The organism is Micromonospora sp. SD12, assembly GCF_052068495.1.
GTDB classification, from domain to species: Bacteria; Actinomycetota; Actinomycetes; order Mycobacteriales; family Micromonosporaceae; genus Micromonospora; species Micromonospora echinofusca.
The window spans coordinates 1-22,707 of sequence record NZ_JBQHDF010000014.1 but is presented as its reverse complement, the minus strand read 5'-3'; the positions used below and the strand labels follow the sequence as shown (position 1 = coordinate 22,707).

Genomic DNA, 22,707 nt, shown 5'->3' with positions numbered 1-22,707 from the left:
CGCTCAGGCCGGTGCGTCGCTGCCCACCAGGCGGGCGTCGGCCGCGGCCTGACCCTCGACGTCCCCCGCCTCCTCGCACACGCCCGCCGCGTCCGCCCAGTGCCGCCGGGCCTCCTCGGCGTCGCCGAGGGCCGCCGCCGCGTCGCCCAGGTGCAGCAGCGTCCGCCCCAGCCCGGCCGTCGGCCGCCCCTCGCGCAGCCGCAGGCTCTCGGCCAGCATCCCGTACGCCTGCCGGGCCTGCGCCGGCGTGGCGGCCAGCAGCGCGGCACCCGCGTTGAGCAGCGCGGCGGCCCGGTTCGTGGGGTCGACCACCGTGTCGTACTCGCGCAGCGCCGCGCGCCACGACTGGGTCGCGTCGAGGTGCTCGCCGAGCCCGGCGTGCACCAGCACCAGGTCGGTCAGCGCCGCCGCGTAGCCCCGGGCGTCACCGAGCGCGCGGAAGGCGTTCGCCGCGCGGACCAGGTGGTGGTGCGCGACCTCCAGCTCCCCGCGGGCCAGCCGGGCGGCGCCCAGGCCCAGGTCGGTCAGGGCGTGCCCGGACCGGTCCGCCGCCGAGCGGTGCCGTCGCGACAGCTCCAGGTGCTCCACCGCGTCGTCGAGCTGCCCCAGGTCCAGCAGCACCAGGCCCAGGTTCATCCGCGCCTGCGCGGTGCCCCGCCGGCCCCGCTCCGCCACCGCGAGGCTGAGCGCCGTCGCCGCCCCCTGCGGGTCGTGCCGGCGGCGGCGCAGCACCCCCAGCTCGTTGTGCGCCCACCCGGCGATCTCCGGCCGGTCGTCGGCCGTGGGCGTGGCGAGCACCGTGCGGCACACCTGCGCCCACTCGTCGAGCCGACCGGCGTGGGCGAGCCACCCGCACAGCGCCACCGCCAACCGGAACCACCACCGGCGCACCCGCCGCGGCAGGGTCTCCGCGGCGCCCGCCGGCACCCGCACCACGGCCAGCAGCAGCTCCTGGTGCAGGTCGAACCAGCCGTACGGGTCGTCGTCCAGCGCCAGCGTCGGCTCCCGGTCCGGCGGGCCGACCACCGCGAGGCTCGCCGCGTGCCGCTCGGCCCGCCGCGCCAGGTGCCGGGTGAGTCGCGCCTGCGCGGCGACCCGCCGCCGCGCCGGCTCCGCGTGCCGCAGGTGCATCCGGGCGTACGGGGCCAGCAGCGGGCGCACCTCGTAGCGGTCACCGGGCGCGCCGGTGACGAACCCGCCGGTGGCCAGCTCGTGCAGCAGGGCGGCCACCCGGTCCGGGCGGCGACCGGCGAGCGCCGCGAGCGTCGGCCGGTCCAGCGGCACCGGGCTGAGCGACATCAGTCGCCACAACCGCCGGGCCTCGCCGCCCAGCGCGTGGTACGCGGTGTCCCGCGCGGTCACCAGCAGGGTCGCCGGGGAGGCGGCGACGTGCTGGTGCGGGGGAGTGTCGACGGCGCGGCGCAGCGCGTCGAGCACGTCGCCGTGCCGCCACCCGTGCTGGGCCGTACGCCGACCCAGCTCCGCGACCGTGCGGGGCTGGCGTCCGCAGAGTTCGACGAGGGCGCGTACCGCCGGGTCGGTGCGCGGGTCCGGGCGGTGCGGCCGGGCGACGGGCGCGGTGGCGCCGGCGGCCGCGAACAGCTCGACGGCGTCGTCGGCGTCCGGTTCGGCGAGCCCGTGCGCCACCACCCCGTCCAGCGCGTCCAGCGCCCCCGTGCCGGCCAGCAGCAGGCGGCACGTGCGTGCGGTCGGCGGCAGCAGCGGCCGCACCTGGGCCGGGTCGTCCACGTTGTCCAGCACCACGAGGATCGCCCGGCCGTCGAGCTGGCCGCTCAGCTCGTCGGCGGCGTCGGCGAGGTCGTCGGTGCGCCCCGACGCCGGCGGCCGGGTGCCGAGGATCCGGGCCAGCGCGGTCAGCACCTGCCGGGCGTCGAGCCCACGGCCGCCCCGGCGCAGGTCCAGGTAGTACTGACCGTCGGGGAAGTCGTCCCGGCACAGGTTGGCGGCCTGGACCGCGCAGGCCGACGTGCCGACGGCCCGACGGCCCACCACCGCGACCGCGTGTTCCTTGCGCAACAGCTCGATGATCGCGTCGACGTGCCCGGCGCGCCCGGTGAACCCGGCCGGCCACGGCAGGGTGGGCGCGCCGGCGGCGGGCGTCGCCTCGGTGTCGTCCGGCGCCGCGGCCTGCTGCCGCTGGCGGCGCCACTCCACGATCATCGCGGCGGCGAGGCCGAGCACGATCACCCCGGCGCTGGCGGAGCCGAGCTGGGCGACGGAGAGCTCGGAGAGCAGGTTGCCGGTGACGTTGCCGAGCACCGCGCTGACCGTCCCGCCGACCACGCCGCCGATCGCCAGCAGCAGGCTCAGCCGCCGGGGGCGGCGCCCCGTCACCGCACGCCCCCGGCGACCAGGCCGGCGACCAGCTGGCGGCGGGCCAGCACCACCAGCAGCACCGGCAGGATCGAGGCGATCACCGAGCCCGCGGCGAGCGCCCCGCTGTTGGCCGCGAAGCCCCGGGTCTGCCCGGCGAGGAACAGCCCCAGCGGCAGCGCGCCCGGCCCGCTGAACAGCAGACCCACCACCAGGTCGTTCCACACCTGCACGAACTCCAGCACCGCGACCGCCACCACCGCCGGGCGGTTGTGCCGGGCGAGCAGCCGCAGGGTGCCCCACCAGTGCCGCCCGCCCACCCGGGCCGCCCGCACCTGCTCGGCGGGCAGGTCCGCGAACGCGTTACGCAGCACCAGCACGGCGAACGGCACGCCCAGCGCGACGTGCACCAGCGCCAGGCCGCGCGCCGTGCCCGAGGAGAGCACCACGCCGAGCACCTCGTTGACCGGCCCGGCGATCACCTGCACCGGCACGATGCTGGCGGCCATCAGCAGCAGCCCGGTGGCCTGGGCGGGCGGCCCGGTCAGCCACGCCAGCGGGTACGCGGCGAGCAGCGCGACGCCCAGCACCACGGCGGTGACCACGGTCGCCAGCACCAGCGTGAAGCCCAGCGTGCGCCACAGCTCGGCGCCGGTGAGCAGCTCCTGATAGGAGTCGAGGCTGGGTGGGCTCCACCACCAGCCCCGGGCCGCCGCGTCCACCGTGCCGTGCAGCGAGGTGGCGAGCAGCACCCCGAGGGGCACCAGCCAGGCGACCGCCGCGCCGGCCACCAGCAGCCGGGTGGTCCGGCGCGGTGCCGGCGCCGCCGGCTCGGGCGCGACGGGCACCGGGTCCCGGGGCGGCGGCCACGCCTGCCGCACGAACAGCGCCGCGACCAGCAGGCCGGCGGCCACCGCCGCCAGCCACACCACCCCGAGCGCGGCGCCCTCGCCGGTGGTGGCGCCGTTGGAGGTCTGCCAGACCCGCAGCGCGAGCACCGACGCCTCGTCGCGCACCGAGCCGGGCGTCATCACCAGGATCAGGTCGAACGTCCTGGCGGTGCCGAGCGCCGCCAGGGTGAACACCACCGCCACGGTGCGCAGCAGCAGCGGCCGCCACTGCGCGTCCCAGAGCACGTCGCGGCGGTTGCCGCCGTAGGCGCGTACCGCGTCGGCGAGGCTGGGCGGCACCGCGTCGAGGGCGGCCCGGAACACCAGCACGGCCAGCCCGACCCACGCCCACACGAACGCCGACATCAGCGCCACCGTCACCAGGCGGGGGCCGAGCAGTTGCGGGGCGTCGGCCGCGGACCGGCCGGTCAGCGTCGCGGCGACCAGCGTGGCCAGCCCGCGCTCCGGGTCCGGGTCGTACATCAGCCGGAAGGTGACCCCGGTGACCACCAGCGGCAGCGCGGTCGGCACCACCAGGATGAGGCGGACCAGCCCGCCCTCCTGTGAGCGGCGCGAGGCGGCGGCGAGCAGGTAGCCCAGCACGGTGACCACCGCCGGCACCAGCAGCGCCCAGAGCAGCGTGCGTCCCACCACGGCGCCGGTGCCGGGTGCGGCCAGCGCGGTGCGGAAGTGCTCCGCGCCCACCCACCGGCCGTCGGTGGTGACGCTGGCGTGCAGCGTACGCAGCACCGGCCACGCCACCAGCCCGCCGAGCAGCAGCAGGGCGGGCAGCAGCAGCGCCGAGGTGGCGCCGGCCGCCGGATAGGCCCGCCCGCGCCGGGGCGGCCCGACGTCGTCGAGGACCGCCAGCTCGCCCAGTACGCGGCTCACCGGCCGCCCCCGCTCAAGCGGGCCGCCGCCGCCAGTTGCCCGACGGCCCGGCGGGCGGCCCGGCCCGCGGGGACCTTGTCGGTGACGTCGGCGAAGTAGTCCTGCATGATCCGCCAGATGCCCACCCCGTCGGAGCCGGTGAACGGGCCCGGCAGCCGGTCGGAGAGGTCGAAGCGCACGGCCCCGGCCGTACGCAGCTCGGCGGCGAAGCGGCGGCGGACGGGATCGCGGTAGTCCGCCAGCGGCACGGTGACGTTGGGGGAGAGGTAGCCGCCGGCGCGCAACCACGGCCCGAACGCCGACCCGCCGCTGAGCCAACGCACCAGCTCCGCCCCACGGGCCGAGCCGGCGAACGCCACGGCGGCGTCGCCGCCGACGATCAGCGGGCTGTCGGCCAGCCGGGAACCGGGGAAACGGAAGGTCTCCGGCTGCTCCGGGCCCCGGCGGAACCGGCGGCTGACGTCGTCGACGAAGTCGGCCTCGAAGAGCATCGTCGCCCGCCGGTGGTGCACCACCTGGATGACCGACTCCTCGTACTGGGTGAGCAGGGCCCGGCGGCCGCCACCGGGGAACGCGCCGTCGACGCTCCACAGCTCCGCCAGCCGGTCCAGCGCCGTGTGCACCGACGGGCTGCGCCAGTCGGCCTCGCCGCGGGCCAGCGCCTCGTAGTAGCCGGGCGGCGCCACGTCGGCGAGCACGTTCTCGAACCAGTCGGTGAGCACCCAGCCGTCGGCCGCACCGATGGCCAGCGGGGCCGGGCCGTCGCCCGCGCGGGCCCGCGCGCCGAGCCGCTTGGTGAGCGTCACGAGCTGGTCCCAGGTGCGCGGCGGCGCGGGGAGCATCGACGGGAAGTACCAGAACAGCGACTTGTGGGCCGCCTTCACCCAGACGCCGTAGCGGCGCCCGTCGGCGGAGAGCAGGTCGGCCATGCCGGGCGGGAGGGCGTAGCTGGGGGCCGGGCTCAGCTCGCGCAGCCAGCCGCGCCGGGCGTACTCGACGACCAGCCCCGACCTGGGCAGGATCGCCACGTCGGGGCTGGTGCCGGCCAGTTGGCGGGCGCGCAGGAACGCGTCGATGTCGTTGCCGGCGCTGATCACCTGCACGGCGGTGTCGTAGCCGGCCACGACCTCGCGGAAGCGGGCCAGCTCGCCGCCGCTCCACACGACGGCGACCTGGACCGCCGGCGGCGTGCCCGAGCAGCCCGCGACGGCCGTCGCGGTGGCCCCGGCGGCGGCCCGCAGCAGCGTACGGCGGCCCAGCCGCGCCGCCGGCACGATCCGACCCACCGGCGTCATCCGCCCACCTCGGCGGCGACCGGCACGTCGGGCAGCGCGCCCGGCTCGGCCGTGCAGACCAGCACCGCCACCCCCGGCGTGTCCGGTGGGGTCAGCCGGCCGAGCAGTTCGGTCAGCCGTCCACCCCCGGCCGGCCCGGTCGGCAGGTCGATCACCAGCGCCTCGGGCAGGCAGACCACGGCCCGGGCGAGCGCCACCCGGAACCGCTGCGCCTCCGACAGCAGGTGCGGACGTAGCCCCAGCGTCGGGGCCAGCTCCAGGCGGTCGACCACCGTCGCCGTCCACGCGTCGGCCACCTCGCGTACCCGTTCCCGGCGGCGCTGGCCGTAGGCGATGTTGCGCCGCACGGTCAGGTGCGGCAGCAGCGCGCCGCCGGCCGGCACGTAGGCGATGCGGCGCTGCGGCGGCGGCAGGGCGGTCACCTCGCGGTCGCCGACCAGGACCCGCCCGGCGACCGGCGCGGCCAGCCCGCTCACCACCCGGGCGACGGCGGTGCCGGCGGGTGGGGCCGCGACCAGGGCGGCCGTGGCGCCGGCGGGGACGTCGAGGTCCACGGTGGCGGCGCCCGGCACGGCGACGAGTGCGCACAGTCGTAACGTGGCCATCACCTCCGGTGACCGGGCAGTCGCCCCCAGGGTCGCACAACCGGGCGACAGGTGGTGGCCCCGGAGGACTCTCCGCTGTGGAGTCGTGGCCGGCTCAGGCCGGCGCCTGCCCGCCGCCGCCGTGCCCCGAAGGGCGCGGGGCGTAGAGGGCGGCGAGGTCGGCGGCCGTGGTGGCCATCCGTTCGCGCAGCGCGGTCGGGGTCAGCACCTCCACGTCGGCGCCGAGCCGCAGCAGGTCGCCGTGGGCGTGGGTGAGCGATTCGATCGGAATGACGGCGGTCACCCAGCCAGCGCCGTCGGGCAGCCCGGCGGTCCGGTCCACGGAGGTCGCCACCAGCTCGCTGGCGACCTCCCGGAGCCGCTCCCGGCCCCGCGGGGAGAGCCGGATCGTCGCGTCGTCGCGGTGCAGGTGGGCCCGGAAGCGCACCACGTGCTCCCGCCACCAGGAGGGCAGGTCGAACCCGGCCGGCCGGGTGAACTCCTCGTCCAGGGTGGTCAGGGACAGGATCTGGTTGACCCGGTAGGTGGCAGGACGGTCGCGCCCGGGCCGGCCGGCGACCGTGTACCACCGGCCTCCCTTGAGGACCAGCCCGTAGGGGTCCAGCACCGGGTCGACCTCCCCGGCCCAGCTGCGGTAGCGCACGGCGATCCGGCGTTGCCGCCAGACCGCCTCGGCCACCTCGGCGAGGTGCGGTGAGGCGTCGCCGTCCGCGTACCAGTTGGGGGTGTCCAGGTGGAAGCGTTCCTGGACGCGGGCGGCCCGGTCGGCCAGCTCGGGCGGCAGCGCGGCGTGCAGCTTGAGCTGGAGCGTGGCGACCGCCGCCCCGTAGCCCAGCTCGGCGGCGGGACCGGGCAGCCCGGCGAGGAAGAGCCGCTCCGCCTCCTGCGCGGTCAGCCCGGTCAGCCTCGTCCGCCAGCCGTCGACGAGCTGGTAGCCGCCGGCGTGCCCGGCCTCGCCGTAGAGCGGGATGCCGGCCGCGTGCAGCGACTCGACGTCGCGGTAGACGGTGCGGGTGGAGACCTCCAGCCGCTCGGCGAGCTGCGCGGCGGTCATCCGCCCGTGGGCCTGGAGCAGCATCAGGAGGGAGAGCAGTCGACTGGCCCGCACTCCACTGACAGTAGTTGTCAGGGGAGTGTCCGTACCGTCCCGGCATGGCTTTTCGCGACAAGGAACTTCGGGTGCCGGGACCTCTGACGGTCGCCGGCCGCCAGCTCAAGCGCTACCACGTCGACCAGCCGGGGTGCCGGATCTCCCCGGAGGTGCAACGGGCCGCGTACGCGGTGCTGCCCCGCCTGCTGCCCGCGCGCGACGGCGACGACACGCCGTCGGCCGGCTGGGTGGTGCTGCACCGGGGCGCCGACACGGGGGCGTACCTGCTGGCGTACAGCTGGGTCTGGGACAACGTGGTGGAGGTGCGGATCGCGGCGGCCGGCCAGCCCGCCGTGGGCTGCCCGGACGACGACCCGACGCGCTTCGTGGACCTTGAGCGCCCCTGGGCGGGCTGCGTCTGGGAACTGGGGGTGCTGGAACACGAGCGGGCCGCCTGGGTCCGGCACGTGTTGGCGCCGCAGCGTCCGGACCTGACCGGCTGGCTCGCCGACAGCCACGCCGAAGGGCCGGTGGGGCGCTGATGGGCGACTTCGACTTCCTCGCCGGCACCTGGAACGTGGCAAACCGGCACCTGCGCGAGCGGCATGTCGGCGGCGACGACTGGGACGAGTTCCCCGGGGTCTCCGTGGCCCGCGGCTTCTTCGGCGGCGCCGGCAGCTTCGACGAGATCACCTTCCCCACGCGAGGCTTCTCCGGCGCGACCGTGCGGATCTTCGACCCGGCGGCGGGCAACTGGTCCATCTACTGGATGAGCAGCCGGCGCGGGATGCTGGAGCTGCCGCCGGTGGTGGGTCGGTTCGTCGACGGCGTGGGCACCTTCTTCGCCGACGACGTGGACGAGCAACGCCCGGTGCGGTGCCGGTTCGTGTGGTCCGCGATCACCGCGACCTCCTGCCGATGGGAGCAGGCGTTCTCCACCGACGGCGAGCGCACCTGGGAGACCAACTGGGTGATGGAGTTCACCCGGGCGTCGACGGGCTGACCGGTGCCACCGGCGGGGTGCGAAGTTCAGCCGGCCGGGCGCGGCGGCAGCCCGAGTCGCCGGCACGCCTCGCGGTACATCCGTACCACCTCCTGCCGGACCTGGGCGCGTTCGGTCAGCCGGTGGGCGAACGGCACCCGCACCGGGACCTCGACGTCGTCGACGGCGACGGCGAACTCCATGCCCTCGGCGTCCAGCCCGGTGGCCCGGGCCCGGGTGGCCGCGGGGTGACCGCCGAGCGCGCGGCAGATGAGCAGCGAGTCCTCGGCGTGGTCGTCGTTCATGTGCCGGCAGACGGCGGCGACCACGTCGGCGCCGAACGGGGCGCTCACGCGGCCGCCTCGGCGTCGGTGGCCGGCGCGAGGTGCGACAGGGCGGCGAGGACCTCGGTGTTGTGCCGGTACGCCACGAGCACCTCGGCCCGCAGCGCGGCCCGTCCCGCCTCGCCGAGCGGGAGGTCGTCCAGCCTGGCCCGGTAGGCGTCCTTGTACGCCTTCGGACTCGGGATCCGGTCGAACCGGTAGAACGCCGCCCCGGCGTCCCCGGTCAGCCCGTAGTGCCGGGCGAGCGACCGTCCGATGTGCAGGCCGCCGGAGAGGTCGCCGAGGTAGCGGGTGTAGTGGTGGGCGATGAACCGCTCCGGTGAGCCGGCGCGGACCGCGCCGAGGCGCTCGGCGTAGCAGGCCGTCGCCGGGGTCGGCTCGATCCGCCGGCGCCAGTCGGGACCGAGCAGGAACTCCAGGTCCGCGGCGAGGGCGGGCAGCCGGGTCAGCGCGTCGTCGACGAACGGGCCGGCGAGCGGGTCGTGGCGCATCGTCTCGGCGGCGCCCTCCAGCGCCTCGTAGATCACGTGGTGCTGCATCACGAGCGCGGCGTAGGCGTCGCGGTCCAGGTCACCCGCGACGAGTGCGGAGACGTACCGCTGGGACTCCGCGCCCTGGTGGGCCTCCTTGCTGGCGGCCCGCAGTTCGGCCGAGAACGGGGTGCTGGTCGCGCTCATGTCTCCTCCAGGGTGACGGGAGGCCGGGCCGGTCGCCGCCGTCGGGGAACGATCAACGGTAGCCGGGTGCGGGGTCCGGCACGACCTCGCGTCCCGGCGGGCTCAGGCCGGTGGGGGAGGGGTGCCGCGGTAGATCGCCGCCAGCCAGACGTCGCGCAGCACGTCGACCACGTCGCCCTCGGCCACCGCCGGCCCGTCGCCGGCGAAGGTGGCGTACCAGACGCGCTCGTTCATGGAGTTGAGCGCGATGGCGAGGTCGCGGGCGGGTACGCCGTCGGGGGCCGCCCCGCGCCGCCGCTCGGCCTCGATCGCGGTCTCGATGGCGTGCGCCCAGCGCTCCAGCACCGCGGCCCAGAGCCGGCGCACCTCGGCGTTGGTGCCGCGTACCTGCGCGCAGGCCAGCACCACCGCCCGGTGCGCGCCGAACGTCTCGTGGAAGCGGTGGATCAGCTCCCGCCAGCGTGCCCGGGGATCCTCGGCCAGCCGCTCCAGCACGTCGCCGGCGGCGGCGTCGGCCTCCTCGGTTACCCGGTCCAGCAGCGTGAGCAGCACCGCGTCCTTGGACGGGAAGTAGAAGTAGAAGGTGGGCCGGGAGATGCCCGCGCCGCGCGCCAGGTCGTCGATGGAGATGTCGGCGAAGGCCCGCTCCCGCAGCAGCCGCTCGGCGGTGGACAGGATGGCCGACTCCCGTTCGTCACCGGCGGAGCGCGCCGCGCGCCGTCCGCGCCCGGTGGCGCTCCCGGCGGCCGTACGGGCGGGTGTCATGCCCGGTGACTCTACACCGGATCAACACGGTGTCGATCGAACTCGACAGGGTGTTGACGCGCCTCGACGGCCGTGGCTAGTGTCCGGTGTCACACGGCGGACGGGAGACGAGATGGCCACCGACCACGTCGACGTGCTCATCGTCGGGGCCGGCCTGTCCGGCGTCGGCGCCGCCTGTCACCTGCGCCGCCGCTGCCCCGACAAGACGTACGCGGTGCTGGAGTCCCGCGACGCGATCGGCGGCACCTGGGACCTGTTCCGCTATCCCGGCGTCCGGTCGGACTCCGACATGTTCACCCTCGGCTACTCCTTCAAGCCGTGGACCGACCCGAAGGCCATCGCCGACGGCGACGCCATCCGCGACTACGTCCGCCGCACCGCCGACGAGTACGGCGTCACCGACCACATCCGCTTCCGCCACCGCGTGCTGCGGGCCGACTGGGACAGCGCCAGCGCCCGCTGGACGGTGCACGCCCACCGCGACGACACCGGCGAGACGGTCGTGCTGACCTGCTCCTTCCTGTTCACCTGCGCGGGCTACTACCGCTACGACGCCGGCTACACCCCCGCGCTGCCGGGCGCCGAGCGCTTCGCCGGGCGGCTCGTGCACCCGCAGCACTGGCCCGACGACCTCGACCACACCGGCAAGCGGGTGGTGGTGATCGGCAGCGGCGCCACCGCCGTGACCCTGGTGCCGGCGATGGCCGAACGGGCCGCCCACGTCACGATGCTCCAGCGCTCACCCACGTACGTCCTGGCGCTGTCCTCGCGCGACGTGCTCGCCGACGCGCTGCGGCGCTGGCTGCCGGCGAAGGCCGCGTATCCGGTGGTGCGGTGGAAGAACGTCCTGCTCTCCACCGCCAATTTCCAGCTCAGCCGGCGCGCGCCCGCCCTGGTCCGGCGGCTGCTGCTGCGCGCCGCCCGGGGCCGGCTGCCGGCCGGCTACGACGTCGACCGGCACTTCTCGCCCCGCTACGACCCGTGGGACCAGCGGCTGTGCGTGGTGCCCGACGGCGACCTGTTCACGGCACTGGCGCGGGGGCGCGCGTCGGTCGTCACGGACACCATCGAGACGTTCACCGAGCGGGGCGTCCGCCTCGCCTCCGGCGAGGAACTGGCCGCGGACGTCGTGGTCACCGCCACCGGGCTCAACCTGCTGGCCCTCGGTGGCATGACGCTGAGCGTGGACGGCGCGCGGGTGGACCTGCCCGGCACCGTCGCCTACAAGGGCATGATGCTCTCCGGGGTCCCGAACTTCGCGATGACCATCGGCTACACCAACGCCTCGTGGACGCTCAAGGCCGACCTGGTCGCCACCTACGTCTGCCGGCTGCTGCGGCACCTGGACCGCGCCGGTCAGCAGGTCGTCACCCCGCTGCCGCCCCCCGACGGGGAGCGCGAGCCGATCATCGACCTGACGGCCGGCTACGTGCTGCGCAGCGTCGACGTCCTGCCCAAGCAGGGCACCCGGGCGCCCTGGCGGCTGCACCAGAACTATCCCCGGGACGTCCTGCTGATGCGGCACGGCCGGCTCACCGACCCCGGCGTGCGCTTCTCCCGCGCCGGCACACCGCAAAGGAGGACCGTCCGTGCGTAGGTTCGTCTTCACCGGCGGCACGGCCGTGGTGACCGGCGCCGCCAGCGGGATCGGGGAGGCCCTCGCCCACTCGCTCGCCCGCCGGGGCAGCGACCTGGTGCTGATCGACCGCGACGCCGGCCGGCTCGACGCCGTCGTCGCGGCGGTCCGCGCCGCGTACCCCGACCGGCAGCTCACCGCCCACGTGGTCGACCTGGCCGACGCCGCCGCCACCGCCCGGGTGGCGGAGGAGATCCGGCAGCGGCACCCGGCGGTACGGCTGCTGGTCAACAACGCCGGGGTGGCGCTGGGTGGGCGCTTCGACCAGGTGAGCCTGGACGAGTTCAGCTGGGTCGTCGACGTCAACTTCCGGGCCGTCGTGCAGCTGACCCACGCGCTGCTGCCCACCCTGCGGGCCGAGCCGGGCGCGCACCTGGTCAACATCTCCAGCCTCTTCGGGATCATCGCCCCGGCGGGGCAGACCGCCTACTCGGCCAGCAAGTTCGCCGTCCGGGGCTTCACCGAGGCGCTGCGCCAGGAACTGGCCGGCGAGGGGATCGGGGTGACCTGCGTGCACCCGGGCGGCATCCGCACCCGCATCGCGCAGAACGCCCGGGTGGGCGCCGGCGTGCCCGCCGGGGAGTTCGAGACCGGCCGCCGGCAGTTCGAGCGGCTGCTGACCATCGACCCCGCCACGGCCGCCGAGGTGATCCTGCGCGGCGTGTACCGCCGCCGGGGCCGGGTGCTGATCGGCTGGTCGGCGAAACTGCCCGACCTGCTGGCCCGGGCGGCGCCGGTGTCGTACCAGCGGGTCCTCGCCTTCGGCCTGAACCGGATCGCGGGCGAGTCCACCCGCCGGCTCACCACCGGGCGACCCGCCCCGGCGCAGCGGCAGCCCGAGGCGACCCCGGGGGCCGACCCGGCCGGGGAGCCGGCGTGAGCGCCCCGGCGGGACGCCGGCACGTCACCGTGGACGGCCGGCGGGTGTGCCACCGCGTCGACGGCGACGGGCCACCGGTGCTGCTGCTGCACGGCATCGGCCGCACCCTGCGCGACTTCACCGAGCTGCACGAGCTGCTCGCCGAGCGGTTCCGGGTGCACAGCGTCGACCTGCCCGGCTACGGCGGTTCGTTGCCGATGGCCCGCCCCTGCACCCTGTCGGCGCTGGGCGAGTTCGCCGCGCGCTACCTCGACGCCGTCGGCGTCGAGAAGCCGGTGCACGTGGTCGGCAACTCCCTCGGTGGCGCGGTCGCCATGCGCCTCGCGGCGTCTGAGCCGGCCCGGGTCGGCAGCCTGACGCTGGTCAACAGCGCCGGCTTCGGCCGAGAGGTCACCATCGCGCTGCGGCTGCTGGCGCTGCGCCCGCTGGGCCGACTGCTGCTGCGCCCCACCCGCTGGGCGGCCCGCCGCGCCGAGCGGTCCCTCTTCCACGACCCGGCGCACGCCACCGCCGAACGCGTCGCCCACGCCCTGGCGGTCGCCCGCCAGCCGTACGCCGCCCGGGTCATGCTGGAGACGGCGCGCGACCTCGGCACCCTCCGGGGCGTGAGCCCGCGGTGGCGCGAGGAGCTGCTGGCCGAGGTGCAGCGACTCGACGTGCCCACCCTGGTCGTCTGGGGCGACCGGGACCTGATCCTGCCGGCGACGCACCTCGACGCCGCCCGGTCCCGGCTGCCGAAGGCCCGCACCCACCTGTTCGCCGACTGCGGGCACATGCCGCAGATCGAGTGCGCGGCCGAGTTCCACCGCCTGCTCGTCGACTTCTGGGCCGAGGCCGGCGCGGATCCCGCCGGCAGGTGAGCCGGCGTTGGGACGGGGAAAGCGGGCCGGGTGCCCGAGCTGACCCTGTTCCTCGGCGGCGACGTGATGACCGGCCGGGGCGTGGACGCGATCCTGCCCGCGCCCGGCCCGCCCGAGCTGCGCGAACCGGCGGTACGCGACGCCCGCGCCTACGTCGACCTGGCCCGCGCCGCCAACGGGCCGGTGCCGCGTCCGGCGCCCCCGGCCTGGCCGTGGGGCGAGGCGCTCGACCTGCTCGACGAGGTGCGGCCCGACGCGCGCGTGGTCAACCTGGAGACCGCGGTGACCGGTCGGGGTGAGCACGCACCGGCCAAGGCGATCCACTACCGGATGCACCCGGGAAACCTCGACTGCCTCGCGGCCGCCCGGCTCGACGTCTGCGCCCTGGCCAACAACCACAGCCTCGACTTCGGCCCGGTGGGGCTCACCGACACCCTCGACGCGCTCGCCGCCGCCGGCATCGCCACGGCGGGCGCCGGCCGGGACGCGGCCTCGGCCTGGCGACCCGCCCGGGTACCCCTCGGCGCGGGCGGACGGCTGCTCGTCTGGTCGGTGGCCGCGCCGTCGAGCGGGGTGCCCCCGCCCTGGGCGGCCACCGCCGGGGCGCCCGGGGTGGCGTACCTGCCGGAGGTCTCGGTCGCCTCGGCGGACGCGCTGGCGGCACGGATCGCCGCCGTGGCCGGGCCCGGGGACCGGGTGCTGGTCTCCGTGCACTGGGGCACCAACTGGGGGTACGAGGTGCCGCCCGCGCACGTCGACTTCGCCCACCGGCTCGTCGACGCCGGCGTGGACGTGGTGCACGGCCACTCGTCGCACCATCCGCGCCCCGTCGAGGTGTACCGCGAGCGGCTGATCCTCTACGGCTGCGGCGACCTTCTCGACGACTACGAGGGCATCGGCGGACGGGAGGCGTACCGGCCGTGGCTGCGGCTGCTGTGGCTGCCGACCCTCGACGCGGCCACCGGTGCGCTGCGGCGACTGCGGGCGGCCCCGGTGCGGATGCGCCGGCTGCGGCTGGCGCGGGCCGCGCCCGACGAGGCGCGCTGGCTCGCGGGGCTGCTCGGCGGCTTCGGCCCACCGTTCGTGTCCGGGTGCGCCGTCGACGACGACGGCCTGCTGGCACTGCGAGCGCGCTGACGGGTGGCGCGCGCCACCTCAGGCGGGGGCGCGGGGGTGCGCCGGCGCGACGGGATCCACGATAGATACATGACGCATCCCTCCTCGCCGGGCCGGACGGCCGCGCCCTCCGCCGCCGAGCGGGCCTACCGGCACCTCAAGCGCGAGATCCTGGAGCAGATCCACCCGGGCGGCTCGCTGGTCAGCGAGGGGGAGATCGCCGAGGCCACCGGGGTCTCCCGCACCCCCGTCCGGGAGGCGCTGCTGCGCCTGGAGGCGGAGGGACTGGTCCGGCTCTATCCGAAGCGGGGCGCGCTGATCCGCCCGGTCTCCGCCCGCGAGATCAACGACGTGATCGAGGCGCGGCGGCTGGTCGAACTGCACGCCGCCGAGCGCGTCTGGCCCCGGCGCGCGGCGCTGCGCGGCGACCTCGCCGCCCGGCTGGCCGAGATGCGCGCCGCGCACGCCGCCGGCGACCTCGCCGCGCTCATGCAGGCCGACCGGGCCTTCCACGCGACCGTGGTGGAGGCGGCCGGCAACGAGATCCTCGCCGAGCTGTACCAGCGGCTGCGCGACCGGCAGCTGCGGATGGGCGAGGCCAGCTTCCGGCTCTCGCCCGGCTGGGCCGAGACGGCGCTCACCGAGCACGCCGAGCAGGTCGCGGCGCTCGACTCCGACGACCCCCGGCGGTGGCTCGCCGCCGTCGCCGCGCACATCGACAACGCCGCGGACGTGCTGCGGACCCTGCGGTGAGGGTGCTGACCGCACCGGTCTCCTCGCGCCGGTCGGCGGGCGGCCTCGTCTGGGGCGTCGCCGTGGCCGCGTACGTGGCAGCCGTGTTCCACCGCAGTTCGCTCGGCGTCACCGGCGTCGACGCGACGCACCGCTTCGACGTCAACGCCTCGGCGCTGGCCACCTTCTCCGTCGCCCAGCTCGCCGTGTACGCGGCGATGCAGGTCCCGGTCGGCGTGCTGCTCGACCGGTTCGGGTCCCGCCGGCTGCTCATCGCCGGCGGCGCCCTGATGGTGGCCGGCCAGCTCTGCTTCGCCTTCGCCACCGACGTGCCCCTGGCGATCGCCGCCCGCGTGCTGATCGGGCTCGGCGACGCGATGACCTTCATCAGCGTGCTGCGCATCGTGGCGCTGTGGTTCCCGGGGCGGCGCTACGCGATGATGACCCAGCTCACCGGCACCCTCGGCCAGCTCGGGGCGATCCTCGGCGCCGTACCGCTGGTGGCGCTGCTGCACTCGGCGGGCTGGACCCCCGCCTTCGTGACCGCCGCGGCGGTCGGGGCGAGCGTGCTGCTGATGATCGTCGTCGCCATCCGGGACACCCCGGGCGGGTCGGTCCCGGCCGGTGCGGCACCCACCCTCGCCGGCGTCCGCCGGGAGCTGGCCGCCGCGTGGGCTGCGCCGGGCACCCGCCTGGGGCTCTGGACGCACTTCGTCACCCAGTTCTCCGGCGCCGTGTTCGCCCTGCTCTGGGGGTACCCGTTCCTCGTGCAGGGGCAGGGGCTCAGCCCGACCACGGCGGCGTCGCTGCTCACCCTGATGACGGCCGCCATGCTGCTGACCGGGCCGGTGGTCGCCCACCTGTGCGCCCGGCACCCGTTCCACCGCTCGGTGCTCGTCTTCGCGATCACCGGCGCCACCGCCGCGGTCTGGGCCGTCGTGCTCGCCTGGCCGGGGCGCGCGCCGGGCTGGCTGCTGGTCGTGCTGGTGCTGGTGCTCGCCGTCAACGGCCCGGCCTCGCTCATCGGGTTCGACTACGCGCGCAGCTTCAACCCGGTCAACCGGATCGGCAGCGCCACCGGGGTCGTCAACGTCGGCGGCTTCGTCGCCTCGATCGTGCTGGTGCTGGCCGTGGGCGTCGTGCTCGACCTGGCCACCCCGGCCGAGCGGGCCACCCCGGACCTGGCCGCCTTCCGGTGGGCCTTCGCCGTGCAGTACCTCCTCTGGGCGCTCGGCGCGGTCCAGGTGCTGCGCTACCGCAACGCGGCCCGCCGCGACCTCGCCGCACGGACACCCGCCGCGACGCCGAGCTGACCCGTCGCACCGGCCGCGTGACGCCCACCGCCCTCCCGGGGCGGGGCACGCGACCCGGCGCGGGCGTGTTCGCCCGCCGCCGGCGCGGGACGTCAGCGCCGACGGCGGCCGTGGGTGAGGTCGTCCAGCACCAGGGTCAGGCCGGCCCCGAGCAGCCAGACGTCCTTGGCCAGGCCGATGCCCTGCTGGGTGGGCCGGAGGCTGCCCGCCTCGCGCATCCCCGGCGTGCGCAGGTAGAGCTGCACCAGGCCCGCGCCGAACGCGGCCAGCCCCAGCCCGGCCAGCGCCGACGGGACGAACGGCGCGAGCAGCGCGGCGCCCAGGGCGATCTCGGCCCGCGAGAGCAGCCGGGCGAACCGGTCCGGGTCGAGCCTGCCGAGCTGCGGCACGGCCCCGACAGCCATCGCGTGCACGCCCTGCGCGGCCTCGCCCTCCAGCGACCGCTTGCCCAGCCCCGAGTTGAGGACGAACGCGCCGATGCTGACCCGCAGCGGCAGATGGCTGACCTTCATGGCGCACTCCCGTCCGAGCGTCGAACCGTGCCCCCGCCTACCCGCCGCCACCCGGGATAACCGCCCGGCGGCCCCGGGTCGTCCGCGACGATCGGGGGTAGTTTCGCCCGAGGAACGTGATCGAGGTGCCGCGTCAGCGCACCGACGGACGGCGGCGCGACGCGTCGGCGTGGAGCAGGAGGAACCGTGAGCCAGGAGGTCAGGGGAGTCATCTCCCGCAGCAAGGGCGCGCCGGTCGAGGTGACCACGATCGTGCTGCCCGACCCGGGGCCGGGCGAGGCGATCGTGCGGATCCAGTCCTGCGGGGTCTGCCACACCGACCTGCACTACCGGGAGGGCGGCATCAACGACGACTACCCGTTCCTGCTCGGGCACGAGGCCGCCGGCATCGTCGAGCAGGTCGGGCCGGGCGTCGACGGCGTCGCGCCGGGCGACTTCGTGGTGCTCAACTGGCGGGCCGTCTGCGGGGAGTGCCGGGCCTGCCGCCGGGGCCGCCCGTGGTACTGCTTCGCCACCCACAACGCGGCGCAGAAGATGACCCTCACCGACGGCACCGAGCTCACGCCGGCGCTGGGCATCGGCGCCTTCGCCGAGAAGACCCTGGTCCACGCCGGGCAGTGCACCAAGGTCGACCCGGCGGCCCGGCCCGCCGCCGTCGGTCTGCTCGGCTGCGGCGTGATGGCCGGTCTCGGGGCCGCCATGAACACCGGCGGGGTCACCCGGGGCGACTCGGTGGCCGTGATCGGCTGCGGCGGTGTCGGGGACGCGGCGGTCGCCGGCGCGGCGCTGGCCGGCGCGACGACGATCGTCGCCGTGGACACCGACCCCCGCAAGCTCGACTGGGCCCGGAAGTTCGGCGCCACCCACACCGTCAACGCCCGCGAGGACGACCCGGTCGAGGCGATCCGCGCCGCCACCGGCGGCTTCGGCGCCGACGTCGTGATCGACGCCGTCGGTCGCCCCGAGACCTGGAAGCAGGCCTTCTACGCCCGCGACCTCGCCGGCACCGTCGTGCTGGTGGGCGTACCGACGCCGGAGATGACCGTCGAGGTGCCGCTGCTCGACGTCTTCGGCCGGGGCGGCGCGTTGAAGTCCAGCTGGTACGGCGACTGCCTGCCCAGCCGCGACTTCCCCATGCTCACCGAGCTCTACCTTCAGGGCCGGCTCGACCTGGACGCCTTCGTCACCGAGGAGATCGCCCTGGAGCAGGTCGAGGAGGCGTTCGCCCGCATGCACCGGGGCGACGTGCTGCGCTCGGTGGTGGTGCTCTGATGGCCGCCCGCGTCGACCACGCCGTCACCTCCGGCACGTTCTCCCTCGACGGCCAGACCTTCGACGTGGACAACAACGTGTGGGTCGTCGGCGACGACACCGAGTGCGTCGTCGTCGACGCCCCGCACGATGTCGACGCGATCCTGGCCGCCGTCGGCGACCGGCGGGTGCGGGCGATCCTCGCCACCCACGCGCACGACGACCACGTCCGGGTGGCCCCGGCGCTGGCCCGGGCCACCGGCGCGCCCGTGCTGCTGCACCCGGCCGACCGGGTGCTGTGGGACATGGTGCACCCCGACGAGGCACCTGGCGGGGAGCTGCGCGACGGGCAGACCGTCGAGGTGGCGGGCACCGCGCTGACCGTGCTGCACACGCCCGGGCACAGCCCCGGCGCGTGCAGCTTCCACGCGCCGCAGCTCGGCGTCGTCTTCACCGGCGACACGCTCTTCGCCGGCGGGCCGGGGGCGACGGGACGCTCGTACAGCGACTTCGGCACCATCGTCGCCTCGATCCGGGACCGGCTGCTCACGCTCCCACCGGAGACGGTCGTGCACACCGGGCACGGGGAGAGCACCACCGTCGCGGCGGAGGCTCCCCACCTCGACGAGTGGCTGGCCCGCGGCCACTGAGCGGCCGGCGGGCGTCCCGGGCAGTCGCCGTACGGGCTGCCCGGGACCGCTCGGCGGCCTACCTCCCGGGCCGGGTCACGCCGGGCGGCGCACGTGCATCCGGATGGTCGTGCCGGCGGCGGTCGTGTGTACGCGCACCAGGTCGCACAGCGCCTGCACGATCACCAGCCCCCGGCCGCCGATGCCGTCCGCCGCCGGGGTCAGCCGCCCGGCCAGCGGGTCGGTCAGCGAACCGTCGTCGTGGATCTCGCAGACCAGGTGCTCGACCGTCCGCCACACGCGCAGCACACCGGCGCCGCCGGCGTGCGCGACGCTGTTGGTCGCCAGCTCGGTCACCGCGATCTGAAGGTCGGCCAGCCGGTCCGCGTCCAGCCCCGCGGCCTCCCCGTGCCCGGCCACGAACCGGCGCACGGCGGAGAGCGTGTCCAGCTCGTACGCCAGCGCCGAGACCGGTTCCGTCGGGCTCGACAGGGGCTCGTTGTAGCGGGCCACCACCTCCGCCGGGGCGTAGCGCGGGCTCGGCCGTCGCCCGGCGCCGTCGACGAGCACGGGGTGCGTGGCGCACGCGTCGGCCAGCACGTCGGCGTCGAGCCCGGCGGTGTCGTACGGGCAGAGGATGGTCGCGTCGCGGCCGGCGAAGGCCATGTTGATCAGCGCCTCGTGCTGGGCGCACGCCGGGTACTCCGTGTCGCTGCGCCCGGCCCAGATCGGCTCGCCGATGATGCGCACCCGCCGGCCGGCGTGCTGGTCGATGAACGCCTGCAACACCCACGGGATGATCCGGCCCGGGTTGCGGCCGGCCTGCGTCATGTCCGCCCAGCGCACGGTGTCGGCGGGGCCGACCTCGGCGCGGACCCGCCGCAGGTTGGCGCCCGGCATCGCGACCAGCACCGGCTCCCCGGCGGCGATACCGTCGGTGATGAACGGGACCGTGCCGGCGAGCAGCGCCCGCGGACCGTCGTAGAAGAACCCCTCGTGCACGAAGGCGCCCTGCTCGACCACGGCACCACCAGTCATTCGTCGCCTTCCGGTTGGCGCCCCCCACTGTAATCGTCGGTCCAGATGCCGGCCCACCGGGTGAAACGTCGGCGTGCACCGGGCTCCGCCGAAGACCGCGATCGGGCCGACGCGGGCGTGCCGGCCAGGATGCCACCGAAGCAAAAAGGGGGTGCGTCCCCGCCCACGCATGGGAGACATTCGTCGCCGTGCGACCCACCGCTGAACCGGCCGCCGCGCAGGCGGCACCGGTACTCACCGCCGCCCAGAGCGCCGCCCTCGCGTACGTCCGCGCGGTGGCGCTGCGTGACCGTCCTGCCGCCCTGGCCGCCATCGCCCGGGCGCTCGCCGGCTCCGGCGTCACCCACGGTCCGGAGCTGTTGATCGCGGCGGTCGGCCGGCACGGGCGGCTCACCCTCAACTTCCACCCCGACCGGCTGCTCGCCGACGGGCGTACGGTCGCCGAGGCCCTCGCCGCCGAGGGCGTCTACCGCAGCCAGTTCGAGACGGGCATCTCCAACGGCGGCCTGACCGCCTTCCCCGGCGGTGACCGGGACCGTTGGGAGGAGTCCCTCTTCGGCGGCGCCTACCAGGCACCCGGCGTACCCCTCGCGGACCGGCCGAAGTACGGCGGCCTGAACCTGCTCGACCATCCCGACGGCGCGTGTCCCCGGTTCGGCTCCTGTCACCTGCGGCTGCGTCCGCAGGTGCTCGTGCGGGCCACGTTCTGCTTCGGCGACAGCCACCTCGGCCCCCGGGACCTGGGCACCGTCGACGTCTTCGAGCCGGTGCTGGCGGCCCTGCTGGCCGCCACCGACGACACCGGGATCAGCCTCGGCGTGCCGGGCGACGTGGTGAGCCTGGCCCAGGCCCTGCTGCGCCGCCGGGAGGACGCCGCGTGGACCCCCGGCGCGGCGGGGCGCGCGCTCGACGACTACATCGAGGCCCAGATCCACGGCGAGCTGAGCCTCGCCCGCGACGTGGAGGCGATGGTCGTCGACCCGTCCTTCCGGGGCACCGAGGCCGGGGAGATCCTCGCCGCGCTCGCCCGACGGCACGGCTTCGCCCTGCTCTGGCACGCCGGGTTCGCGCTTCCCGTCGACCGGATAGACGCCGACTTCCGGGGCCCGGCCATCCCGCCGCTGGCCGCCCGGGTGCACGCCGAGTTCGCCCGGCCGGGGGAGCTGGTCGACGCCGCCCTGATCGGCCGGGCGGCGGCCTCGGTGGTCAGGGAGCCGTCCCGCTGGGCCGACCGTGGGCCGACGCACGTGACCCTCCAGCACCTCAAGCAGCTCTGGCACGTCCTGGTCCGCTTCGGCGCCCCGCGCGACGCCTAGGAACGACCCCCCGCGCTGCCGCGCGGTCTGCGGCTCATCGGGATGGGGCGTTGCTGCCCCTGCGTCCGATCCGCGTAGTGACCCCGGTCACAGCCGATTGCGGCCGGCGCATATCCGGAATGACCGACAGGCCCGGCTGGTTGTGTCCCCCGTACCGCCGGAGCCGAAACCCGTCCGGCACGGAAGTTTCCCCTCCAGGAGTGCTCATCCAGGGAGCGCTTCGCCTGACCGAAAGGGCAACCATCGTGAAGTACGACTTCACTCGATGGCTCCCGGCCATCGCGAAGGACCCGACGGACTCGAACCGCAAGATCGCTCTGTCCGTGGTGGGTGTCGCCGCCCTCGGTGGTCTCGCCTTCGGCCCGACGGCCGTGGCCGCGCCGGTCACGTCCGCGCCCCACGAGGGTGCCGTGGCGGCGATCGAGCAGGCCACCGGCAAGAGCCGGCCGGGCGCGGCCGAGGAGTCGGCACTGACCACGGGCGGTACGACCACCAAGCCCTCCGCCGACAAGCCCAGCCGCGAGAAGCTCATCCCGCACGGCGTGCAGGGCGCCCAGTCGCGCATCCCGATCGACGACGCGCAGCTCGCCAACGCCAAGGCCATCATCGAGGAGGCCAAGGAGAGCGGTGTGGGTGAGCGGGGCGCCGTCATCGGCATCGCCACGTCGCTTCAGGAGTCGAAGCTCTACAACCTCGGCCACCTGGGCGTGTACAACGACCACGACTCGCAGGGCCTGTTCCAGCAGCGCCCGTCGTCGGGTTGGGGCTCGCCCGAGCAGATCACCGACCCCGAGTACGCCTCGGAGGCGTTCTACCGGGCGCTCAAGAACGTGGGCGGCTGGCAGGACCTGCCGCTGACCTCCGCCGCGCAGACCGTGCAGGTCTCGGCCTACCCCTTCGCGTACGCGCAGTGGGAGGAGCAGGCGGCGGACATCGTGTCCCAGCTCTGGTGACGATCGCGTGACACCGGCCGGTCCCCGCCCCGGGGGCCGGCCGGTCGCGTCCATGCCGACGACGCCCCGCATCCGGACCACCGCCCATGTGCACCACCCGCCAGGCGACCGCCGCCCCGGCCGCAGCCGGCGCAGCGTCTCGTCGTGGTGGCCAGCGCGAGCCCTGTCGAGCTGCCCCGTCCACGAGACCGCCTTCCAGGTCCGGGCCCGCCACGCCGGCGGGGGACCACCGGTGGAACACCAGGGGTGTCACCGGGGCCGGGAGACACCCCTGGTGTTCCACCGGTGGCCGTCGCCAGCGTCCCTGCTCTCGAATCCGTCCGCTGCGGCTCCGTTTCGGGGCCGGTCTGCGTCCGGGTCCGGGTCTGGGTCCCGTGAGATCTTGGTGGGAGAGTGCCCCTCCAGGGGCGTGAAGCTACCAAGATCTCGGTCGGTCGCGATCATGCCTGGCTGCGTTGTGTGTCCGGTTGTGGCGTAGGCGTGCGGTGGGCTTGGCTGGTCTGGTCCGGGGTGTTCGGTTTGGGGTGTGGTCGGGGGCATCGTGGGGGCGGAATCGTGGCGGGGGTGGGGTGGTTACATGATGCGTACGACCGAGTAG

At 75.7% G+C, this 22,707-nt stretch carries 22 protein-coding genes; 12 read left to right on the top strand and 10 right to left on the bottom strand.

Going from position 1 to position 22,707, the window contains the following annotated elements:
- Positions 1-3 precede the first annotated feature (3 nt).
- The 5 genes from ACTMS2_RS22385 to ACTMS2_RS22365 all read right to left on the bottom strand — a co-directional run bounded on the left by ACTMS2_RS22385 (position 4) and on the right by ACTMS2_RS22365 (position 7,123).
- Positions 4-2,355 (bottom strand): tetratricopeptide repeat protein, encoded by a 2,352-nt coding sequence (locus tag ACTMS2_RS22385; protein WP_441177141.1) that lies wholly within the window; start codon positions 2,353-2,355, stop codon positions 4-6.
- On the bottom strand, positions 2,352-4,115 hold the full coding sequence (locus tag ACTMS2_RS22380; RefSeq protein WP_441177140.1) for an ABC transporter permease: 1,764 nt from the start codon (positions 4,113-4,115) through the stop codon (positions 2,352-2,354). The genes ACTMS2_RS22385 and ACTMS2_RS22380 overlap by 4 nt, the downstream gene beginning before the upstream one ends.
- Positions 4,112-5,410: an extracellular solute-binding protein gene (locus ACTMS2_RS22375; RefSeq protein ID WP_441177139.1), complete on the bottom strand. Its 1,299-nt coding sequence runs from the start codon at positions 5,408-5,410 to the stop codon at positions 4,112-4,114. The genes ACTMS2_RS22380 and ACTMS2_RS22375 overlap by 4 nt, the downstream gene beginning before the upstream one ends.
- Positions 5,407-6,015, bottom strand: coding sequence for an ATP-binding cassette domain-containing protein (locus ACTMS2_RS22370; RefSeq protein WP_441177138.1), 609 nt, complete (start codon positions 6,013-6,015; stop codon positions 5,407-5,409). The genes ACTMS2_RS22375 and ACTMS2_RS22370 overlap by 4 nt, the downstream gene beginning before the upstream one ends.
- Before the next feature lie 94 nt (positions 6,016-6,109).
- Positions 6,110-7,123 (bottom strand): helix-turn-helix transcriptional regulator, encoded by a 1,014-nt coding sequence (locus tag ACTMS2_RS22365; RefSeq protein ID WP_441177137.1) that lies wholly within the window; start codon positions 7,121-7,123, stop codon positions 6,110-6,112.
- Between the two features lie 44 nt (positions 7,124-7,167).
- On the opposite strand from ACTMS2_RS22365, the gene ACTMS2_RS22360 reads away from it, so the two are divergent.
- Both ACTMS2_RS22360 and ACTMS2_RS22355 read left to right on the top strand, forming a co-directional pair.
- Positions 7,168-7,647: a hypothetical protein gene (locus tag ACTMS2_RS22360; protein ID WP_441177136.1), complete on the top strand. Its 480-nt coding sequence runs from the start codon at positions 7,168-7,170 to the stop codon at positions 7,645-7,647.
- Entirely contained in the window at positions 7,647-8,108 is a 462-nt protein-coding gene (locus ACTMS2_RS22355) for a hypothetical protein (protein ID WP_441177135.1), read from the top strand. The genes ACTMS2_RS22360 and ACTMS2_RS22355 overlap by 1 nt, the downstream gene beginning before the upstream one ends.
- 26 nt (positions 8,109-8,134) lie before the next feature.
- Here the strand turns inward: ACTMS2_RS22355 and ACTMS2_RS22350 are convergent, their stop codons facing one another.
- From ACTMS2_RS22350 to ACTMS2_RS22340, 3 genes are all read right to left on the bottom strand, one after another.
- Complete coding sequence (locus tag ACTMS2_RS22350; RefSeq protein WP_441177134.1) at positions 8,135-8,440, bottom strand: DUF2470 domain-containing protein; 306 nt, start codon at positions 8,438-8,440, stop codon at positions 8,135-8,137.
- Positions 8,437-9,108, bottom strand: coding sequence for a heme oxygenase (biliverdin-producing) (locus ACTMS2_RS22345; protein WP_441177133.1), 672 nt, complete (start codon positions 9,106-9,108; stop codon positions 8,437-8,439). Before ACTMS2_RS22345 ends, ACTMS2_RS22350 begins: the two co-directional genes overlap by 4 nt.
- A 102-nt stretch (positions 9,109-9,210) precedes the next feature.
- Complete coding sequence (locus ACTMS2_RS22340; RefSeq protein ID WP_441177132.1) at positions 9,211-9,873, bottom strand: TetR/AcrR family transcriptional regulator; 663 nt, start codon at positions 9,871-9,873, stop codon at positions 9,211-9,213.
- A 112-nt stretch (positions 9,874-9,985) separates the two neighbouring features.
- Here ACTMS2_RS22340 and ACTMS2_RS22335 point away from each other — a divergent pair, with 112 nt between their 5' ends.
- The 6 genes from ACTMS2_RS22335 to ACTMS2_RS22310 all read left to right on the top strand — a co-directional run bounded on the left by ACTMS2_RS22335 (position 9,986) and on the right by ACTMS2_RS22310 (position 16,410).
- Complete coding sequence (locus tag ACTMS2_RS22335) at positions 9,986-11,470, top strand: flavin-containing monooxygenase (RefSeq protein WP_441177131.1); 1,485 nt, start codon at positions 9,986-9,988, stop codon at positions 11,468-11,470.
- Entirely contained in the window at positions 11,463-12,389 is a 927-nt protein-coding gene (locus ACTMS2_RS22330) for an SDR family NAD(P)-dependent oxidoreductase (protein WP_441177130.1), read from the top strand. The genes ACTMS2_RS22335 and ACTMS2_RS22330 overlap by 8 nt, the downstream gene beginning before the upstream one ends.
- Entirely contained in the window at positions 12,386-13,249 is an 864-nt protein-coding gene (locus ACTMS2_RS22325; protein ID WP_441177129.1) for an alpha/beta fold hydrolase, read from the top strand. Before ACTMS2_RS22330 ends, ACTMS2_RS22325 begins: the two co-directional genes overlap by 4 nt.
- Positions 13,250-13,279: 30 nt before the next feature.
- Positions 13,280-14,386, top strand: a complete 1,107-nt coding sequence (locus ACTMS2_RS22320) for a CapA family protein (protein WP_441177128.1) — start codon at positions 13,280-13,282, stop codon at positions 14,384-14,386.
- A 69-nt stretch (positions 14,387-14,455) separates the two neighbouring features.
- Positions 14,456-15,118: a GntR family transcriptional regulator gene (locus tag ACTMS2_RS22315; protein WP_101409955.1), complete on the top strand. Its 663-nt coding sequence runs from the start codon at positions 14,456-14,458 to the stop codon at positions 15,116-15,118.
- A gap of 2 nt (positions 15,119-15,120) precedes the next feature.
- Positions 15,121-16,410 carry an MFS transporter gene (locus ACTMS2_RS22310; RefSeq protein ID WP_441177127.1) on the top strand — a complete coding sequence of 430 codons (1,290 nt, stop codon included), beginning with the start codon at positions 15,121-15,123 and terminating at the stop codon, positions 16,408-16,410.
- 92 nt (positions 16,411-16,502) lie between these two features.
- Here the strand turns inward: ACTMS2_RS22310 and ACTMS2_RS22305 are convergent, their stop codons facing one another.
- The gene (locus tag ACTMS2_RS22305) at positions 16,503-16,922 is read right to left on the bottom strand and encodes a hypothetical protein (RefSeq protein WP_441177126.1); all 420 of its coding nucleotides are present in this window, start codon (positions 16,920-16,922) and stop codon (positions 16,503-16,505) included.
- A 186-nt stretch (positions 16,923-17,108) separates the two neighbouring features.
- On the opposite strand from ACTMS2_RS22305, the gene ACTMS2_RS22300 reads away from it, so the two are divergent.
- Positions 17,109-18,194 carry an S-(hydroxymethyl)mycothiol dehydrogenase gene (locus ACTMS2_RS22300; RefSeq protein ID WP_441177125.1) on the top strand — a complete coding sequence of 362 codons (1,086 nt, stop codon included), beginning with the start codon at positions 17,109-17,111 and terminating at the stop codon, positions 18,192-18,194.
- Positions 18,194-18,823, top strand: a complete 630-nt coding sequence (locus ACTMS2_RS22295) for an MBL fold metallo-hydrolase (protein ID WP_441177124.1) — start codon at positions 18,194-18,196, stop codon at positions 18,821-18,823. The genes ACTMS2_RS22300 and ACTMS2_RS22295 overlap by 1 nt, the downstream gene beginning before the upstream one ends.
- A 75-nt stretch (positions 18,824-18,898) precedes the next feature.
- On the opposite strand, the gene ACTMS2_RS22290 is transcribed toward ACTMS2_RS22295, so the two are convergent.
- Positions 18,899-19,840, bottom strand: coding sequence for an anti-sigma factor RsbA family regulatory protein (locus ACTMS2_RS22290; RefSeq protein WP_441177123.1), 942 nt, complete (start codon positions 19,838-19,840; stop codon positions 18,899-18,901).
- A gap of 188 nt (positions 19,841-20,028) precedes the next feature.
- On the opposite strand from ACTMS2_RS22290, the gene ACTMS2_RS22285 reads away from it, so the two are divergent.
- Together ACTMS2_RS22285 and ACTMS2_RS22280 are read left to right on the top strand one after the other, a co-directional pair.
- The gene (locus tag ACTMS2_RS22285) at positions 20,029-21,156 is read left to right on the top strand and encodes a DUF3626 domain-containing protein (protein ID WP_441177122.1); all 1,128 of its coding nucleotides are present in this window, start codon (positions 20,029-20,031) and stop codon (positions 21,154-21,156) included.
- Between the two features lie 245 nt (positions 21,157-21,401).
- Positions 21,402-22,109: a hypothetical protein gene (locus ACTMS2_RS22280; protein ID WP_441177121.1), complete on the top strand. Its 708-nt coding sequence runs from the start codon at positions 21,402-21,404 to the stop codon at positions 22,107-22,109.
- The last annotated feature ends 598 nt before the right edge of the window (positions 22,110-22,707 follow it).